This window comes from Bacillus sp. 1780r2a1 (assembly GCA_024134725.1).
GTDB lineage: Bacteria > Bacillota > Bacilli > Bacillales > Bacillaceae_H > Priestia > Priestia aryabhattai_A.
In genome coordinates this window covers 191,430-210,000 of the sequence record CP099863.1, presented here as the reverse complement: position 1 = coordinate 210,000, position 18,571 = coordinate 191,430, and the positions used below count along the sequence as shown (strand labels likewise).

Genomic DNA, 18,571 nt, shown 5'->3' with positions numbered 1-18,571 from the left:
ATTTAAAATGGTGAGCCATGAAGGACTCGAACCTTCGACCCTCTGATTAAAAGTCAGATGCTCTACCAACTGAGCTAATGGCTCTTGATGGCTGGGCTAGCTGGATTCGAACCAACGCATGACGGAGTCAAAGTCCGTTGCCTTACCGCTTGGCTATAGCCCAATCAAGAAAGAAATGGCGGTCCCGACGGGAATCGAACCCGCGATCTCCTGCGTGACAGGCAGGCATGTTAACCGCTACACCACGGGACCATCCATATAGATGATATACAACTAAAATATGGAGGATGACGGGATCGAACCGCCGACCCCCTGCTTGTAAGGCAGGTGCTCTCCCAGCTGAGCTAATCCTCCGGAATTAAATCATGAATTCTTCAAACAAGTATGACCCGTACGGGATTCGAACCCGTGTTACCGCCGTGAAAGGGCGGTGTCTTAACCACTTGACCAACGGGCCATTATAAAATGGCGGAGAAGGAGGGATTTGAACCCTCGCGCCGCTTACGCGACCTACACCCTTAGCAGGGGCGCCTCTTCAGCCTCTTGAGTACTTCCCCATTTTCATGGCTCCACAGGTAGGACTCGAACCTACGACCGATCGGTTAACAGCCGATTGCTCTACCACTGAGCTACTGTGGAATAATGTTATCAGACTCATTAAAATTTACTATATTTTGACGGTTTTGTCAATATGTTTTCGAAGAAATATTTAAGCACTTTTGAGTGCTTTATAAATTTATCATATGAATTTTCCATAGTCAAGGACTTACTCTATTTTTTTTAACATTCCATTACAATAACCGCAGCGATATTTTTGTAGCTGAATCTTTCGCTTTCTCGTATATTTAATCTTGCAACCAGTGCACTGATAAAGATGTATTGGACTATTTTGCTTCTTTTCTATGTTTTTCGCAAGCGGTTGGCAAAATCTTGGAGCGTTTACTTCTTTCATTAATTTCCGGAAATCTCGATCCCGATGTCGATATCCTTTACCTTCTAAATGCAAATGGTAATGACATAGCTCATGTTTAATAATATTAACAACTTCTTCTTCACCATGTTCTTCATAGTGACCATAGTTGATTTCAATATTAGAGTTATGAACCAGATACCTCCCACCCGTTGCTCTTAAACGTTTATTAAAATAAGCTTTATGGAAAAAAGGTTTTTGGAAAAACTTCATTGATATTTCTTCTACTAATTGCTGCAATTCATTGTTCTCCATTTTCTTCCCCCTTGGTATCACCTGACTAGCATGCCTTGCATACATTTAATATTACATTATTTTTATACACTTATATAAAAGGAGCGAATGCTGTGATGCCGATGTGGTTACAAAGACAAATGCAGCGTGCTTACTTACAGAAAGATTGTGCACAAATTCGATTATTAAACCAATGCTGGTTTTTTTACCGTAAAAACCACTCTTCAATGGACTAACTTCTACAACAATAGAGAAATCGCCCTGACTTTAATGCCAGAGCGATTTTTCTGATGGATTTACGAAGTAGCTTTTGGAGAAATCATTGTCAATGAAACTCTTCCTTTAGCCACATCTACATCTTCTACCCAAACAGTTACTACATCTCCGACAGAAATTACGTCTAACGGATGCTTTACATACTTAGTTGTTAATTTTGAAATATGAACAAGACCGTCCTGCTTTACACCGATATCTATAAACGCGCCAAAATCTACTACGTTACGCACTGTTCCTTCAAGTTGAAGACCTTTTGATAAATCTTCAAGCTGTAAAATATCTTTCTTTAGGAGTGGTTTTGGCAAATCGTCTCTGGGGTCTCTACCCGGCTGTACCAAAGCTTGAATAATATCTTTTAAAGTAAACTCTCCAACTCCTAGCTCTTTTGAAAGATCTGAGACAGATAAGCTATTTAATGCTTGTTTTAATTCATCTGTTCCAAGAGCATCATAAGTCAAATTCAATTTACCTAACAATTCGTTAACGTAGCCATAACTCTCAGGGTGAATACTTGTTTGATCTAACGGCTCTTGACCATCAATAATTCGCAAGAAGCCAATACATTGTTCATATGTTTTAGCCCCTAATCTCGGAATCTTCTTTAACTCTTTTCGACTTTTAAGCTTTCCGTTCTCTTCTCGATAGCGAATGATGTTTTGAGCAACCGTCTTATTCAAACCTGACACATATTGAAGCAAAGAAGAAGAAGCTGTATTTACATTGACTCCTACTTGATTTACTACTGTCTCCACAACGAACGTTAATGAATCATTTAGCTGTTTTTGGGAAACATCATGCTGATATTGTCCAACGCCAACGGATTTCGGATCTATTTTAACAAGCTCAGCAAGCGGGTCTTGTAACCTTCGCCCAATTGAGACTGCGCTTCTTTCTTCTACCTGAAAGTTCGGAAATTCATCTCTAGCAATGTCTGAGGCAGAGTAAACGCTAGCGCCCGCTTCATTCACAATTAAATAAAAGATATTTCTAGGCTGCTGCTGTAGAATCTCTGCGATGAACTGCTCTGTTTCTCTAGAAGCTGTACCGTTTCCGATTGCTACCATTTCAATTGAAAACTTTTCAATAATTTCAATGATTCGCTTTACACTTTCTTCTTTTTTGTTAACGGGAGGATGCGGGTAAACAACATCAATTTTGAGCACTTTTCCTGTTTCATCAATAGCTGCCAACTTACATCCAGTTCGATATGCAGGATCTACAGCTAAGACAACCTTTCCTTTTAGAGGAGGTTGAAGAAGTAGCTTTCTCAAATTTTCAGAAAAGATATGTATAGCTTGTGCTTCAGCTCTCTCTGTTAGGTCTTTTCGAATTTCTCGTTCAATAGCAGGAGCAATTAGGCGCTTATACGCATCCGCAATAGCTTCTTCTACTAATAAGACAACAGGTGACTTCGTATTTTTAATAAACCCTGTTTGGATATATCTAAGAATACCTTCTGGAGATACATTAATAGATACTTTTAATACCCCATCTTTTTCTCCTCTATTCATGGCTAACACGCGATGAGGAACAATCTTGGTTACAGATTCCTTATAATCGTAATACATTTCATAGACGTTTTTTTCATCTTTTTCATGGGCTTTAGCTTCAGTTTCAATCACGCCATGTTTAAAGGTATAGTCTCGAATCCACTGACGATAGGAAGGTTCATCGGATATAATCTCTGCGATGATATCTAGAGCACCTTGAATAGCATCTTCGACGTTATCGACGCCTTTTTCCTTAGATACGTATAGCTTTGCTTTCTCCTTAACTGTTTCTAAAGGAAATGTTAAAATCCATTGAGCAAATGGTTCTAATCCTTTTTCTTTTGCAACAGTTGCTTTCGTTCTTCGCTTTTGTTTGTAAGGTCTATATAGATCTTCCACTTGCTGTAACTTTGTTGCTTTCACAATTCTTGTAGCAAGCTCATCGGTTAATTTCCCTTGTTCTTCAATTAAACGAATAACCTCTTCTTTTCGGTTATTTAAGTTTGTTAAGTAGGTCCACTCATCTAAAATTGTTCGAATTTGCACTTCATCAAGAGAGCCTGTTTGCTCCTTGCGATACCGAGCAATAAATGGAACTGTATTTCCCTCTTCAATTAAGTCGATTACATTCTTTACTTGTTTTAAGGACAGGTTTATTTGATTACTTACATGCTTCATTACATCAATTGTTTTCACTTTTGCTATGGCCGTCAACTCAATCTCTCCTAGCAATGTTTTCTTTTAATTGTAACAAAACTCACATGTATTAGCACATGTGAGTTAAATTTTTACATCATTAGCTTGTCGGTAGCTCTCCCAATATGAACGTTACATCGTCTTTATGAGAGGATAATTTTGCTTTGAGCTGAGCAGATAGTTGTTCAATGTTCATTCGAGAACCAAAGAAAGCTCTAACTTCTTTTAAATCTAATCCATCTGTATGAATTAAAAATTGTGAGCTAGGTTCATATGAAAAAGTCTGAACTTGGATTTTTTGTTTTCGACCTGATAGAAATCCTTTTACAGGTAAAGGATACGTAAGCTTTCCGTCTGGGGCATATAGATAAAATCGAATATTGCCTACGTTTGTGTATGAAAACTGCCGACTGCGCTTATCAAATTTCAATAGAGCAACAGCGGCGCCTCTTGTTCCTTTAGTCACATCATTACACAGGATCATTAAATCATCGAGCTCAAGATTATAATTTTGCTTTGCAGTTTCAATGACAGCATCGGACGCTATTTTCGCATGTTCACCGCTTCCTAACCCATCTGCAATAGCGCATAAGAAATAATCGCTAGTTTCTTTGATATAAAAGCCATCACCACAACAGGCATTTCCATCTTTGGGTGTTTGATAAGTGGCTGTTTTTATAAAAGATTGATTGGCAGATATACGATTCGTCACTTTTTATACTCCGCTTCGCTAAGATCGGTTCGGGCAGCATTTCGAAGCTTATCAAGAGCTCTTCTTTGAAGACGAGAGACATGCATTTGAGAAATACCTAATTTCTCTCCAGCTTCTTTTTGACTTAAGTTCTCAATAAATGTATAACGAATGACTTCTCTTTCTCGCTCGCTTAAAACATGTAAAATCTTCTCCAAGACCAACCTTTGGTCGGTTTTTTCATAGCCTGCTTCTTTTTCCCCAACTAAATCTAGAATAGTTACGGTACTGCCATCAGAATCCGCTTCAATGGAGTGGTCAACAGAGAGCGCTTGGTAGCTTTGCCCCATTTCCATCGTCTCTAAAACTTCTTCTTCCGTGACTCCGATATAATCAGCAATCTCTTGCACTTGAGGAGAGCGCTGTAACTGAGTTGTCAACTCTTCAACAGCTGCTTTAATTTTAGGACCTAGCTCTTTAATTCGACGAGGAACATGTACGCTCCACGTTTTGTCACGTAAGAATCGTTTTATCTCACCAATGATTGTCGGAACAGCAAACGACTCAAAGCTTCTTCCAAACGAAGGATCATATCTGCGAATTGCACCTAAAAGACCGAGCATTCCAACTTGGACAATATCCTCATGTAAGCTGCGACCTTTTGAATAACGACGTGCAATTGATTCAACAAGATTTTTATAATGAATAACGAGTTCACTTTGTGCTTCTTCATCTTGGAATTTTTGGAAACGCTCAATTCGTTCCTGAACCTGCTCTTTAGTTAATTTCATAGGTTGAGACTGTGTTTTCATCACTCTCCACCTGCTCTCTTTGCAAATACTTTGTCATCATGAGGGTAACACCTTTAGAATTCATCATTTTCACTTCATCCATGAGCGTTTCAATTAAATATAAACCTAATCCACCTTCTGGCAGCATCTCAACTTCTTCTGCTGTCTCGTAAGGACCGATTTTTTCTTTTAACTCTTCAAAATCAAAGCTTTCACCTTTATCAACCACCATAATTTCTAAGCGGTCAGAAAAAAGGCCAAAACCTACTTTAACTTCACCGTTTTCATTTTCTTTATAAGCATGCTGAACGGCATTCGTACACGCTTCGCTTATAGCAATCTTCATATCTTCAATATCGTCATAAGAGAAGCCCATACGGTTTGCTACTCCTGACAAAGTTAGACGAATGATTGCGACATAATCTGGCTTGGCTGGAATCTTCATCTCAACAAAATCATACGGTTGCTTCATTTGACGCCACCTTCTACCTGTGAATTCACGTTTAAAATATCCGTCAATCCTGTAATATCAAATAGTCTCTTTAATCGCTCAGACACGCCAACAAACCTCAATGAACCGTTATGCTTTTTACTCGCTTTTAACAGCGCAATAAAAACGCCAAGACCTGTACTGTCCATATATGAAACGTCTGTTAAATCAATTGTAATTTTAACACCGTCTTGTTCCGCTATTTCCATAAATTTCTCTTTTAAATTTGGAGCTGTATATGCATCAATTTCGCCAGCCAATGTAATACGATACTCCTGACTAGCATCTTGAACATCAATCTTTAAATTCATCGTATCTATAAACCCCCTCAGATTTCATAAACTATACATTCTTTACCCTTTATTCTTTTGAATTAAACCGCTTTTTTTAAAATAATTAGGGTAAAATCATCTCTAAGCTGAAACTCTTGTAACTTTTCTAATTCTTTAAAAACCGCCTCAACAATTTCTTGAGGTGTCAAATGCATGTATTTACGAATTAGTTTTATGATGTCCAACCTTTCCAAAAATCCTTCTTCAGTTCGACATTCTGTTACACCATCCGTTAATAAGATAATCATATCACCTTCGTGAAGCTCTTTTTCATACTGTGCGTACTTCACGTGGCGATCTACACCTAAAACTAGACCTCTTGCTTCTAAATCATGAAATGTATCAGTTGAAGCTTCATAGTAGAACCCTGGTTCATGACCTGCTGATGCGTAGGTGAACAAGTTGGTTGTAGGGTGGTACGTCCCATAAAACATCGTAATAAACATGCTCGGGTCGACATTACGCTCTACAATATTATTCAAATTTTCAAGCACATAGCCTGGATTTTTCCGAGAATCCGGTAAGCTATCCATCGCATACTTAATCATCGACATACACATTGCTGCTGGTATTCCTTTACCGATTACGTCTGCAACGGCAATGCTAACACCGCCTTTATCTTCATCCACAAAATGAAAATAATCGCCATTCATCTGCTTAGCTGGTACGCTCACTGCGCCAATCTCTAAAGTATCCACATGGTCGGGAATGTTTGTTCCCAATAAATTTTGCTGAACGTTTGCAGCTACTTCAATCTCTGACCGAAGTTCCCTCTGCTTACTTTTTAACGTTTGATGTTCACGTAAGGCTAGTCCATAGCTAATCATAACTTCTAATAAAAAATCTAATGAATGCAATACTTTCTCTGGAATATCAGAATAAATTTCCTCGATTACCTCTTTATGAATACTAACGATGTCTTCTGGCGATATTTCATTTTCTAAAGATTTGCGACTTAACTTTTGTCCTTGGTATAAAACTTGCTCATCTTGTGTTTGAATATAGTTCCCCAAAATATCTCTATATAGCTGCTTCATTTCTTTATCAAAAGACATTTATTCTCCTCCTAGCGGAGCCACTTAATTGCTTTGATTTCAGTACCGTCTCCCACATTTGAGTCAATTGAAAATTCGTCCATGAGTCGCTTTACTCCGGGTAAACCTGCACCTAGTCCCCCAGATGTTGAATACCCATCTTCCATCACTTTGCGGATATCAGGAATACCTGGTCCTTCATCTTTAGCAATGATTAAAAGCCCTCGTGTAGTTGAACGGTCCAGCTTTTCAATATGAATCTGCCCTTTCCCTGCGTACAAATAAATGTTACGTGCTAACTCAGAGATGGCTGTTGTAATACGCGCTTGGTCTACGGTTCCAAACCCTAAATCTTTGGAAACATTCCTACCTAGTTGGCGCGCAGCTACAATATCCCACTCCGTTACAATTTTTACACTGGATTGGAATTCCATCTATTATTCCCCCAGTTCCGATTGGAGTTTCTCAAGACCTTTTTCCAAGTCAAGCGCAGTGAAAACATCATTTAACCCAATACCTAGCTCCACTAAGGTAATAGCAACAGCAGGTTGAATTCCTGTTAACACAACACGCGCTCCCATTAAACTAGACATGCTAACTACATCACCTAACACTTTAGCAATAAATGAGTCAATCATATCAATGGATGTTAAATCGATTACTACGCCTTTTGCTCCAGTTTGGTGTATTTTGCTTAGTAAGTCTTCTTGAAATTGAATAGCTGTTTGATCATCAAGCTCCCATTGAATCGAGACTAGTAAGTAGTCATATAATTTTAAGATCGGTATTCTCACGTTCATTCCCCCGACTCCATATCGACAATTTGACGGTTAGTCATTTCTAACGCAAATTCGATTCCTTTCTTTAATGAGTTCTTCGTAATTAGCTCATTTAAATTAATTCCTAAATTAACAATGGTTTGTGCAATTTCAGGACGAATCCCTACTAATAAGCATTTTGCTCCTACTAATCGTACAGCCTCAGCTGCTTGTATAATATGGTGAGCTACCATTGTATCAACTACCGGCACTCCTGTAATATCAATTAAAACCACTTCTGAGCGATGCTTAACAACGCCTTGCAGAAGGTTTTCCATAATTTTTCTTGCACGCTCTGTATCAATTGTTCCCACAAGTGGCATAACTGTTATTTTATCAAATACCGGAATTAACGGTGCTGACAATTCTTGTAAAGCTACTTTTTGTAGCATCACCGTATTTTCCCATGAACTTGAATACTGCTCTACTACCTTGTTATAAACTGGACTAAGCCATTTATCAAAATGATAAAAAAGCTCTGAGTGTGCTTCTTTGTTTGGGTTTCCTTCATTCAAATATCCTTCTACAACAACATGTCCTAATTCGCGCAAGCCCTGGGTTAGGTATCCAAGCGGCCATCCTAGCTTGACCACTTTCTCTACGATATCTTCGAGTTCATTTGAAAACTCTTTTAAAGAACGAAATGCATTTGATAAAACTACATTCACAAAATCTGAACTAACGTTTACATAGACTTGTTCCGATACAACGCTTTTAATTCGACCTGTTTCAATATCATTCATTGTAACAAGCCAACGTTCAAATATATCCGCTTTAGATTGTTGAATATAATCAAATAACTCTTTTTGATTCATGGGCTCCTCCTTGTAAGAAATCACATTTCTTTATGCTATTTCGCCATTTTTTATCCTATTTAATAAACCTATTAAATAAATTTCTTCTTTCAATATACGTTTACTAGTTATTCTTCGTCAAATTAAAAAAGTTGCCCTTAAAGGAGCAACTTAGTATAAATGGAAGTATAATTCTAAAAGTCGATAAGTCCTACACTGATTTGCAAGGCATCATCCACTCTGTCCATCATTTCATCATCTAAATGGGTAATCTTATCAGTTAGTCGCTGTTTGTCAATTGTTCGAATTTGCTCTAGCAAAATAACTGAATCGCGCTCAAACCCATATTTTTTCGCATTAATTTCTACATGCGTAGGCAACTTTGCCTTTTGAATTTGAGCAGTAATTGCAGCAACAATGACAGTCGGACTAAATCGATTTCCAATATCATTTTGGATGACAAGTACAGGGCGAACGCCTCCTTGTTCTGAGCCAACAACAGGAGATAGGTCAGCAAAATAAACGTCGCCGCGTTTGACTACCAAGACATTACCCCCCGCTGACTAAACGATCCACTGTGTGGTTTGCTTCAGACTCAGCTAAGAAAGCTTCAGAAGCAATGTTTAAATTTATCTTTGCCATCTCCATATATCCGCGACGCATAGACTCGCGAATATGGCGTTTTTTTCGCTCACGAAGGTATAATTTCGTTGCTTGGTAAATAAATTCGCTTCTGTTACCATTTTCTTGTTTCACCATAAGATCAAGTTCCGATACTAAATTTTTCGGCAATCTTACCAGGATTTCTGTAGTTGCGCTCGCTTCAGACACAAACATACACCTCCAACATCAATACACACACCAATAGTCTCATCTTTCCTTATCATAACACTCATACGTATTAATGGAAAGTTAATTCTGTCAATTTCTACACTATTATTGTCAATCGACGTATTGTTTTATGCATAAATTTAATTTTTAAGCTGAATATTTATTAAATTCTACGTCAATCGTGCTTGTTCAACAAGTAGTTCGTAATATTCACTTGTTCTTGATTCTTCACAATTACCCTTGGTACGCGAGCTGAAATCATACAAGGAATTTCATAGTTAATTGTTTCTAAGTGCTGTGCTACTTGATCAATCGATATTTTTTCGTCACCCTGCTTACCAATAAGCGTCACTTTTGTGCCTACTGGATAACGCTCTGGAAGACGTACCATTAGTTGATCCATACAAATACGCCCCACCACAGGAACTTTTTTTCCTTCAACGAGAATATTGAAGTTATGAAGCTTTCGAATCCATCCGTCCGCATAACCGATTGGAATCGTTCCAATCCATTCTTCTTTCTCCGATTCATACGTAATACCATAGCTGATTCCACTACCCGGCTCTACTTTTTTAACATGTACAAGTGTACTATGCAATGAAAAAGCCTCTTTTAAAGGAAATGAAATGATTTCCTTCATCTCTGGTGAAGGCCTTAATCCATACATTGAAATGCCTAGTCTAGCAGCCGTAAACAAATTTTCTGGCTGCTGAAAAATAGCCGCACTGTTTGCACAGTGAATTAAAGGAGGATTAATTCCTAGAGATTGAATGAGCTGAACTACGTTTTGAAATCGGTTATATTGATTTTGAAAGTACGTTGAATTTAGTTCATCTGCCGTTGCAAAGTGAGTAAATACCCCCTCTACCTCCATAAAGGATTGTGACTTCAAAAGTGTTGCTACTTCCTTAATCTCATCATCACTTCGTAAGCCTAGCCTTCCCATTCCAGTATCTATTTTCAAATGAATAGTTAACTTTCCATTATTAGCTTGGTCTGCCATTACTTCTTCTATCCATTGCTTACTATAAGCTGTTATTATAACATTCCATTTAATTGCCTCTTTAACGTAGAGAGGTGGCACAGCTCCTAGTACTAAAATGGGGGCTTTAATCCCTTTCTGACGAAGTGAGATTGCTTCATCCAAAAATGCAACTGCCAACATGTTAGCACCTGCTTGTAGTGCTAAATCTGCTACTTCTACATCTCCATGTCCATATGCATTTGCTTTCACTACAGCCATAAGCTTTTGACCTGGCTTTAATAACTTTTTAATTTCTTGAACATTATACAAGATTGCATCCGCATTAATTTCTGCCCATGTTTCTCGGTAAAATGCTTTAACCATTGTGACACTTCCTTTTTCAGAACCATTATAAACATATGCTACTTTGCTAGTATAATACATCCAAAATTAAAGTTCATTAGCAGGAACTAAAAATCAGCCTAAACAGATTTGAATTTTCTCACAAATGAAACCGTATTCAAAGAAGAAAACAAAAAGACTCGCTATTCGCGAGCCTGTATTAAAAGCAGTTATTTACCAAGCTGAGTTTGAACTGAGTTTGCTACTTTACTCATTTCTTCAGGCGTTAAGTTTTCCGAACCAATCATAAAGTCAATTCCATCATAAGACCAAGAAAGTGTCTTATCTGTTAGCGCTCCAACTGTAAATCCTAAATCAAATGGTTCCCCCGCTGTTAAAGTAGCTGTAGATACCGCTGTTTCCGCTACTTTTGCTTTCTCTTGCACAAGCGTAAACGACTTTTTGCCTTCATATTTTAAGACAACTCGCTCACCATTTTCACCTTCAACTTTTTTCTCTTCTGCTAATTTAACTCCCTTTGGTAGAATTTCTGGATAAAGCACACCAAACTCATCAGATTTTTCTGTAGCCATTGTCGGAACATCAATTTTTGCCCCGGTCATGTTACGCTTTGTATCAAATGCACCTTTATCAAACTTTGAATCAAATTGTACTTTTGAAAAATCCACTTCAATTAATACCTTATTATCTGTATCCATAATTTTTACAGATACAGGTGTTAAATCCTTTTTATTCAGCGTAATTTCTTGCTTCGGTAACATCGTGCTATTTTGATAATTTGTCTTTGTCTTAAATACATAATGTTTGTCGTTTGATTTAAATTCAGCACCCTCATCCTGCACAATGTCTTGTACTAACGACTCGTACAAGTAAGCTTGGCTACTGTTCTGTGGCCAGTCGCTTTGGAAACGGAAGCTTTTGTTCAAAGCTGGTGTTAAGACAAAGACACCTTCATCGTTGCGCAAAATCATTTGACTTTGGTCTTTCTTCGTATTTTTTAAATTCACACGATAATACGTTGGCTTACTGTGCCAAATCTCAACGTCATATACCTGCGCATCCTTTCCTGTATTTAGCTTCATTTCTGCTTCAGCTTTATACCCTTTCATATCTTCAATCTTAGCATCTAATGCATCCGTTACATCTTGCTGGCTTTTTTCTCCACAAGCAGCCAATAGTAATAGTAAAAAAGCGCATGCGAATAACCCAATAAACTTTTTATGCATCTCCCCAACTCCTTTTATATCATGTCATACCTACATGTAGAGAGAAACAAGATATTTCCTGTCTCCCTTGTCCGCAATATGAATATATGAAGTTGGGAATATGAATATGCAGACTAGCTTGACGAGCTTTCAATAATTACCTGTGTTACAACATAATGTTGACTGTGTGAAATAGAGACATGAATGTCCTTGTTATCGTTTCTGTTTAGCACATAAAGCACTGGTTTTCCACTGTGTTCATTTAAAACTTCAATATCTTGAAAGCTTAACTCTTTTCCTATTCCTGTTCCCAATGCTTTAGAATAGGCCTCTTTCGCTGAAAAACGTCCTGCTAGAAACTCAATCTGTCTTTTCCCTTGGAGTTTATCGTAGCTCACCTTTTCATTTTTTGTTAAAATACGAGTAACAAATGAAGGCTGTCTTTTTACAAGCTTTTCAATTCGATCTAGCTCTGTAATATCTAGTCCGATTCCTTTAATCAATTGTTCTTCACATCCTTCTATCTTTTTGTACACTGCATAAAATAAAGAAATGCACCTAGAACACTTATACTAAGTTCCCTACGAAAGGAAGTGTTTATGATCTTTGTGCGAACTGAAAGCTTTCGTGAATTCAGAACCTACTACCCAATTACATTTCTACTACTTTGTATTCATATAATTTTATGGATTTTATTTTTGATTCCTGTCCAATCTATCCAATCCTTATTTTATAACTTTATTGGTTATAACGGTGCCATTAGCCAAGGAGAATATTGGCGCTTGGCAACATCCATGTTCCTACACAATAGCTTTGGTCATTTGCTGTTTAACTCATTTTCACTATTTTTATTTGCACCACGTCTAGAAAGGGAGCTTTCACGCTATAAATTTCTAGGCTTTTATATGGCATGTGGCATATTAGCAAATGTACTTACCTTTATCATTCAGCCTGCTTATTATAGTCATGTAGGCGCATCAGGTGCAATCTTTGGCATTTTCGGTGCCTACATTTATTTCATTCGAAACAAAACGATCTATTTTACAAAAAGCGATCAACAAATTGTTATTGTGCTCCTGATTATAGGATTACTATCTGGATTTTTAAATAGTGGAGTAAATAACGTTGCTCATATAGGTGGATTTATAAGCGGCTATCTATTAACCATTTTGTTTGCTCGTAAATAACAAGAGAACAGTTCGTTCAAAGAACTGTTCTCTTGTTATTTTACAATAAACGTGGATCCATTTACTATTTTGATTCCTTTATACATTTTTAAATCATTCATTAGTTTAAAAAGTGCTGCATCCTTTTGTTTTGCTTCAATCATACAGTCAATCTGTGGTATTGTCCCAGAAATTGATTGTAGGAATGAATAAAACTCTTCTGCATCAATGTAATCCGCATGGGCACGAAATTCTTTTGAGCTTTTGGGACTTGAAATGTGCATTTTCAATGGGAGCTTTTCCTGTTCCCACGTAGCAACAATCCTAGGCCAATATTCTTTCCAATCGGGGTTTTCATGATTTGCTTGATGATGATGCAAATCAAATATTAAAGGAATGTTTAGTTTTTCACAAAGATATAACGCATCCTGAACAGAGAATGTTGTATCATCATTTTCAAGCATAATCATTTCTTGAATAGAATGAGGTACTAACCCCCAGTTATGAATAAACTGTTCAAGCGCTTTTTCTTTGTCATTATAAGCCCCGCCAACATGTAAAACACAACGGTTTTTGGGTAGTATCCCCATTCCTTTTAATAACTTTTTATGCATTTGAAGCGTTTCAAGAGAGTGCTTGAAAATATCTTTATCTGTAGAGTTTAGCACAACAAAATGATCGGGATGAAAATCAACGCGCATTGGATTTTCTTCTAGAAACTGACGAATCTTGAACATGACAGGTTTTAAAGCGTTTATGTAGTTCCAATCACTAAGTTCGGGATGGTTAGCAAGGGGAATAAGCTTTGAACTAAGTCGAAAAAATTCCACTTCACTCCAAGCATTATGCTTTAATAACCTCAAACAATTTTCTAAGTTTGAAATAGCAATACGCTCTAGTTTGGAAATGGCAGCTACTCGGTCTCGAATTCGCCCAAACTGTGCAAATGTCATCGTCTGAGAAGGCGATGCATTCTGTAATTGCACACTCATTGCTACATACCCTAAACGCACTAACGTGGACATTGAAAACACCTCACTTTCCTTTTAGTATTTCCTAACGGCAAAAAAAATAAGCGAGCCAATTGGCTCGCTTTTATTTTATGCTTTTGTACGTGAATCTTTGCGGTTATTTTGACGATTTCCTTGACCACCGCTGTTATTGCTACGGCGCTTATCTCCAAATCGCTTAGAGTTTCCACGACGGTTTTGTTGTGAATAGTTTTTAGAATTAGAGCGTGAACGACCACTGCCGTTATTACCACCGCGTCTTTTCTTATCACCTTTTCCAACAACAGGTGGCTCAGCTGTTAAGTTTACAGGCACATCGTTTGGCTCTTTTGTCGCCAACTTAAGTGCTGCTGCTACTAATGCTACAGATTCATTTTCTTCTAACAGCTCTTCAGCTAATTGCTTATAGTAAGATAAGTTGCCTGTTTTTACTGTTTCAACTAACTTATCTGCAGCAATACGCTGTTGACCTTCTAATGCCTCATCCAATGTTGGAGGCGTCATACGATCCATTTTACGCTTAGTTGTACGCTCAATGTTGTGTAACTGACCAGATTCTCTTGGTGTTACAAACGTCATCGCTGCACCCATTTTGCCCGCACGACCTGTACGTCCAATACGGTGAACATAGCTTTCTGGATCTTGTGGAATATCAAAGTTATAAACGTGAGTTACGCCTGAGATATCTAATCCACGAGCAGCTACATCTGTAGCAACTAACACGTCAATAGAACCTTCTTTAAATTGACGTAAAACAGATAGACGTTTCGCTTGTGTTAAATCACCATGGATTCCTTGAGCAGAATAACCACGTACGTTTAGAGCTTCTGACAACTCATCCACACGACGCTTTGTACGACCAAAGATAATAGCTAATTCTGGTGATTGCATATCTAAAAGACGTGTTAATACATCAAATTTACGTTTTTCTTGTACTTCAATGTAGTACTGTTGAATGTTTGGAACCGTTACTTCTTTTGCTTTTACTTTTACAACTTTAGGTTCGCTCATGAATTTTTCAGCAATGCGGCGGATTGGGTCAGGCATTGTTGCTGAGAATAATAGCGTTTGATGACTTTCAGGAACATTAGATAAGATTTTTTCAATATCTTCAATGAATCCCATGTTTAACATTTCATCCGCTTCATCTAATACAACAGTGTGAACATCTTGTAAGCGAAGTGTACGACGGTTAATATGATCTAACATACGTCCTGGTGTTCCAACGATAATGTGAGGGCGTTTCTTTAGAGCGCGAATTTGACGGCTGATATCTTGACCACCGTAGATTGGTAAAACGCGAACGCGTTTTGTTTGTCCAATTTTATAAAGTTCTTCAGATACCTGTACCGCAAGTTCACGTGTAGGTGCAATAATTAAACCTTGAATTGCATCAACGTTTGCATCTACTTTTTCAATAAGAGGAATACCGAATGCAGCTGTTTTACCAGTTCCTGTTTGTGCTTGTCCAATTAAATCATGGCCTTGTAACGCTAAAGGAATTGTTTCAGATTGGATTGGTGTAGCTTCCTCAAAACCCATTTTACTAACAGCATTGTTTAGCTGTTGACTTAAACCTAACTCTTGAAATAATGCCAAATTTTTCAAACTCCTTCTATATTTAGACTATCTATATTTTACAAAAAAAAGCATTCCCCGATACCCGGAAAATGCTCTAAACGATTACTTAATGAAATCAACGTTTAGAGAATAAGCATCTCAAGACACTCAAATTACATCATAACACTATGAGTTTTTATTTGCAATAGAGCTTATTCTATTATTCCTCTTCTTATTTCGACATGACTTTAGTAATTACTTCTTCAAGCTTCATACCTCGAGATGCTTTCACCAATACAATATCATTTGAAGAGCTAACAGATTGTAAATGATCTGCTAACGTATCTTTATCGTCAAAATGAAGAACTTTTCCTTCTTGAAAATTCTCTTGTGCTCCTGAAGCAATCTCTTTACTTAGCGGACCGTATGTAAATACATATTCCACTGCAGCAGGATCAATAAATTTCCCAATCTCATTATGAAATTGTATTTCTTGATCACCAAGTTCGAGCATATCTCCTAACACTAAGATTTTTTTATTATAACCATTAATCTCATGGATTAGCTTAATCGCTGCTCTCATTGATGTTGGACTTGCATTATACGCATCGTTAATAAACGTTAAACCACTCTTAGCTTTCACTAATTCCATTCGCATATTTGTCAGCTTTAATTCAGCTAACCCTTGTGCAATTGTTTCATCACTCAGGTTAAAGTAGCGACCCACAGCAATAGCAGCCATCGCATTATGTGCATTATGCTCACCTAATACAGGAATGAAAAACTTTTGTGTTTCACGTGAAACGAAAAATGTCGTTCCATGTTCTTCTCTTGTCATATTCGTTAAAGAAAGGTCATTATTTGGTGAACTTCCAAACGTAATAACTTTAAACTTTGGATTGTTTACTCGACTTGTTAAAAGAGGTTCATCACCATTAAAGATAAATTGTCCTTGCTCTGATAGACCACTTGTAATTTCAAGTTTTGCTTCAGCAATTCCTTCTCGGCTACCTAAATCCTGGAGGTGAGATTCCCCGATGTTTGTAATGACCGCAACATCAGGCTCAGCCAAATTCGATAAAAACTCAATTTCACCGCGGCTACTCATTCCCATTTCCAGAACAGCAATATCCGTATCTTCTTCTAAGCGTAAGATTGTTAATGGCATGCCGATGTGATTGTTAAAATTCCCTGCTGTTTTTAAAACTTTATACGTTGTCGATAAAACGGCATCGACCATGTCTTTTGTTGTTGTTTTCCCGTTACTTCCCGTAATTCCTACAACTTTTACAGCTAGTTCATGACGATATGCTTTTGCTAATTTCTGTAGGGCTTCAAGCGTATCGTCTACCAAAATGACAGGTACATTTTGCGGAATATCTTTTTCATTTTTATTCCATAAAGTTGCCACAGCACCTGCTTCAATTGCTTTTTCAACAAAGTCATGGCCATTAAATCGATCACCTTTAATTGGTACATATAAATTCTCTGGTTGCAATGTTCTTGTATCAATTGAAACCCCTTTAATATGAACCTTTTCGTCACCATGAGCTAAGCTGCTGTTTGGAATCATCTTCACTACATCTTTTAGCTTTCGATTAATCATAATGTTTATAGCTCCTTTCACAAAAAGCAGAAACACTATTCATTTTGAATAGTGTTAGCTTTTTTCTCACATCGTATGTTTAATTTTTTGCTTTTCATCATGACGCTGAAGCGCTAAATCTACTAATGTTTCAATTAACACTGGATATTCAACACCTGCATGCTTCCATAGTAACGGGAACATGCTAAACGGTGTAAATCCTGGCATTGTATTTACTTCATTAATAATTAACTCGCCTTCTTTTGTTAAGAAGAAATCAGCACGAACAAGCCCTGAGCCATCAATTGCTTTAAATGCTTTAATTGCCAATTCTTTCATTTCTACATACGTTTCTTGGCTAATTTCAGCCGGAATAGCAAGACCCGTGCTACCATCTTCGTACTTCGCTTTATAGTCATAGAAAGCAGCCTTTGGTAAAATTTCTCCAACAACTGAGCAAGATGGATCATCATTACCTAATACACCAATTTCCACTTCGCGTCCAATTGCCGCTTCTTCAATAATAATTTTACGGTCAAATTGGAAGGCTTCTTCAAATGCTGCTTCTAATTCGTTACGATTATCACATTTACTAATACCAACGCTTGAACCTAAGTTCGCTGGCTTGACAAAACATGGATACCCTAAGTTTTTCTCAACAGCTTCATATGATGCTTCACGGTTCTCATCCCACTCTTTGCGAATGAAATATTCGTATTTTACTTGCTTTAAACCTGCTTGAGAGAAAAGTTGTTTCATCACGACTTTATCCATCCCTGCTGCAGATGCTAACACTCCGTTCCCTACGTAAGGTAGGTTTAATAGTTCTAACAGCCCTTGGACTGTTCCATCTTCACCGTTTGGACCGTGTAGAAGTGGGAAGATTACATCAAGCGTTTCTTCATTTTTCACATCGGATAAAGCGAACATATTTGTATTTAAAGATACGGATGAAATAACCGTACCACTGTTACTAATCTCAAGTTCGTTGACTGTTTCAAGTGGACCCATCAATTTTGTACCGCGAACCCATTCGCCTGTTTCAGTAATATAAATTGGATGCACTTCGTATTTATCATGGTTAATTGCTTTTGTTACTGCTAAAGCTGTTTGTAGAGATACTTTATGTTCAGCGGATTTTCCCCCGTATAAAAGACCAAGCTTAATTTTCACAAGTGTTCCTCCTAACACAATTTCATCTTTTCTATTTTATCACTTTCTCTATCCTTATAGGAAACAGTTTCTTTCTTTATTACTTATGTAAAAAGTGG

The 18,571-nt window shown here is 37.5% G+C and carries 21 protein-coding genes and 7 tRNA genes; 2 read left to right on the top strand and 26 right to left on the bottom strand.

What is annotated here, in order from left to right; translation table 11 throughout:
* Positions 1 to 8 precede the first annotated feature (8 nt).
* The 8 genes from NIZ91_01230 to NIZ91_01195 form a co-directional block, all read right to left on the bottom strand.
* Positions 9 to 84, bottom strand: a tRNA-Lys gene (locus tag NIZ91_01230).
* A gap of 4 nt (positions 85 to 88) precedes the next feature.
* Positions 89 to 163 (bottom strand) — tRNA-Gln (locus NIZ91_01225).
* A 13-nt stretch (positions 164 to 176) separates the two neighbouring features.
* A tRNA-Asp gene (locus NIZ91_01220) sits at positions 177 to 252 on the bottom strand.
* A 29-nt stretch (positions 253 to 281) separates the two neighbouring features.
* Positions 282 to 354: transfer RNA gene (locus NIZ91_01215), tRNA-Val, on the bottom strand.
* Between the two features lie 31 nt (positions 355 to 385).
* Positions 386 to 457: transfer RNA gene (locus NIZ91_01210), tRNA-Glu, on the bottom strand.
* 9 nt (positions 458 to 466) lie between these two features.
* Positions 467 to 557 (bottom strand) — tRNA-Ser (locus tag NIZ91_01205).
* A gap of 7 nt (positions 558 to 564) precedes the next feature.
* Positions 565 to 639, bottom strand: a tRNA-Asn gene (locus tag NIZ91_01200).
* 127 nt (positions 640 to 766) lie between these two features.
* Positions 767 to 1,225, bottom strand: a complete 459-nt coding sequence (locus NIZ91_01195) for a SprT family protein (GenBank protein USY55358.1) — start codon at positions 1,223 to 1,225, stop codon at positions 767 to 769.
* 95 nt (positions 1,226 to 1,320) lie between these two features.
* On the opposite strand from NIZ91_01195, the gene cmpA reads away from it, so the two are divergent.
* A complete protein-coding gene (cmpA, locus tag NIZ91_01190) occupies positions 1,321 to 1,440 on the top strand; it encodes a cortex morphogenetic protein CmpA (GenBank protein ID USY55357.1) in 120 nt (39 codons plus the stop codon).
* Between the two features lie 60 nt (positions 1,441 to 1,500).
* Here cmpA and NIZ91_01185 read toward each other — a convergent pair whose 3' ends face one another.
* The 14 genes from NIZ91_01185 to acpS form a co-directional block, all read right to left on the bottom strand.
* A complete protein-coding gene (locus NIZ91_01185; GenBank protein ID USY57059.1) occupies positions 1,501 to 3,657 on the bottom strand; it encodes an RNA-binding transcriptional accessory protein in 2,157 nt (718 codons plus the stop codon).
* Positions 3,658 to 3,766: 109 nt separating this feature from the next.
* A complete protein-coding gene (locus tag NIZ91_01180) occupies positions 3,767 to 4,378 on the bottom strand; it encodes a SpoIIE family protein phosphatase (GenBank protein USY55356.1) in 612 nt (203 codons plus the stop codon).
* On the bottom strand, positions 4,375 to 5,169 hold the full coding sequence (gene sigB / locus NIZ91_01175; protein ID USY55355.1) for an RNA polymerase sigma factor SigB: 795 nt from the start codon (positions 5,167 to 5,169) through the stop codon (positions 4,375 to 4,377). Before sigB ends, NIZ91_01180 begins: the two co-directional genes overlap by 4 nt.
* Positions 5,135 to 5,620 (bottom strand): anti-sigma B factor RsbW, encoded by a 486-nt coding sequence (gene rsbW / locus NIZ91_01170; protein USY55354.1) that lies wholly within the window; start codon positions 5,618 to 5,620, stop codon positions 5,135 to 5,137. Before rsbW ends, sigB begins: the two co-directional genes overlap by 35 nt.
* Positions 5,617 to 5,949 (bottom strand): anti-sigma factor antagonist, encoded by a 333-nt coding sequence (locus NIZ91_01165; protein USY55353.1) that lies wholly within the window; start codon positions 5,947 to 5,949, stop codon positions 5,617 to 5,619. Before NIZ91_01165 ends, rsbW begins: the two co-directional genes overlap by 4 nt.
* Positions 5,950 to 6,011: 62 nt before the next feature.
* Positions 6,012 to 7,025 (bottom strand): PP2C family protein-serine/threonine phosphatase, encoded by a 1,014-nt coding sequence (locus tag NIZ91_01160; GenBank protein USY55352.1) that lies wholly within the window; start codon positions 7,023 to 7,025, stop codon positions 6,012 to 6,014.
* An 11-nt stretch (positions 7,026 to 7,036) separates the two neighbouring features.
* Positions 7,037 to 7,438: an anti-sigma regulatory factor gene (locus NIZ91_01155; protein USY55351.1), complete on the bottom strand. Its 402-nt coding sequence runs from the start codon at positions 7,436 to 7,438 to the stop codon at positions 7,037 to 7,039.
* A 3-nt stretch (positions 7,439 to 7,441) separates the two neighbouring features.
* The gene (locus tag NIZ91_01150) at positions 7,442 to 7,804 is read right to left on the bottom strand and encodes an STAS domain-containing protein (GenBank protein USY55350.1); all 363 of its coding nucleotides are present in this window, start codon (positions 7,802 to 7,804) and stop codon (positions 7,442 to 7,444) included.
* Complete coding sequence (locus NIZ91_01145; protein ID USY55349.1) at positions 7,801 to 8,637, bottom strand: STAS domain-containing protein; 837 nt, start codon at positions 8,635 to 8,637, stop codon at positions 7,801 to 7,803. Before NIZ91_01145 ends, NIZ91_01150 begins: the two co-directional genes overlap by 4 nt.
* Positions 8,638 to 8,810: 173 nt before the next feature.
* On the bottom strand, positions 8,811 to 9,161 hold the full coding sequence (locus tag NIZ91_01140; protein USY55348.1) for a type II toxin-antitoxin system PemK/MazF family toxin: 351 nt from the start codon (positions 9,159 to 9,161) through the stop codon (positions 8,811 to 8,813).
* A gap of 4 nt (positions 9,162 to 9,165) precedes the next feature.
* Positions 9,166 to 9,447 carry an antitoxin endoai gene (locus NIZ91_01135; protein ID USY55347.1) on the bottom strand — a complete coding sequence of 94 codons (282 nt, stop codon included), beginning with the start codon at positions 9,445 to 9,447 and terminating at the stop codon, positions 9,166 to 9,168.
* A 175-nt stretch (positions 9,448 to 9,622) separates the two neighbouring features.
* A complete protein-coding gene (gene alr, locus NIZ91_01130; GenBank protein USY55346.1) occupies positions 9,623 to 10,795 on the bottom strand; it encodes an alanine racemase in 1,173 nt (390 codons plus the stop codon).
* A 188-nt stretch (positions 10,796 to 10,983) separates the two neighbouring features.
* On the bottom strand, positions 10,984 to 12,000 hold the full coding sequence (locus tag NIZ91_01125) for an outer membrane lipoprotein carrier protein LolA (protein USY55345.1): 1,017 nt from the start codon (positions 11,998 to 12,000) through the stop codon (positions 10,984 to 10,986).
* A gap of 113 nt (positions 12,001 to 12,113) precedes the next feature.
* A complete protein-coding gene (acpS, locus tag NIZ91_01120) occupies positions 12,114 to 12,482 on the bottom strand; it encodes a holo-ACP synthase (GenBank protein USY55344.1) in 369 nt (122 codons plus the stop codon).
* A 96-nt stretch (positions 12,483 to 12,578) separates the two neighbouring features.
* On the opposite strand from acpS, the gene NIZ91_01115 reads away from it, so the two are divergent.
* Positions 12,579 to 13,166 (top strand): rhomboid family intramembrane serine protease, encoded by a 588-nt coding sequence (locus NIZ91_01115; GenBank protein USY55343.1) that lies wholly within the window; start codon positions 12,579 to 12,581, stop codon positions 13,164 to 13,166.
* Positions 13,167 to 13,201: 35 nt separating this feature from the next.
* On the opposite strand, the gene uvsE is transcribed toward NIZ91_01115, so the two are convergent.
* The 4 genes from uvsE to NIZ91_01095 all read right to left on the bottom strand — a co-directional run bounded on the left by uvsE (position 13,202) and on the right by NIZ91_01095 (position 18,473).
* Entirely contained in the window at positions 13,202 to 14,170 is a 969-nt protein-coding gene (uvsE, locus tag NIZ91_01110; protein ID USY55342.1) for a UV DNA damage repair endonuclease UvsE, read from the bottom strand.
* A gap of 75 nt (positions 14,171 to 14,245) precedes the next feature.
* Entirely contained in the window at positions 14,246 to 15,754 is a 1,509-nt protein-coding gene (locus NIZ91_01105; protein ID USY55341.1) for a DEAD/DEAH box helicase, read from the bottom strand.
* Between the two features lie 193 nt (positions 15,755 to 15,947).
* The gene (locus tag NIZ91_01100; protein ID USY55340.1) at positions 15,948 to 17,321 is read right to left on the bottom strand and encodes a UDP-N-acetylmuramoyl-tripeptide--D-alanyl-D-alanine ligase; all 1,374 of its coding nucleotides are present in this window, start codon (positions 17,319 to 17,321) and stop codon (positions 15,948 to 15,950) included.
* A 66-nt stretch (positions 17,322 to 17,387) separates the two neighbouring features.
* Positions 17,388 to 18,473 carry a D-alanine--D-alanine ligase gene (locus NIZ91_01095; protein ID USY55339.1) on the bottom strand — a complete coding sequence of 362 codons (1,086 nt, stop codon included), beginning with the start codon at positions 18,471 to 18,473 and terminating at the stop codon, positions 17,388 to 17,390.
* Positions 18,474 to 18,571: the final 98 nt, after the last annotated feature.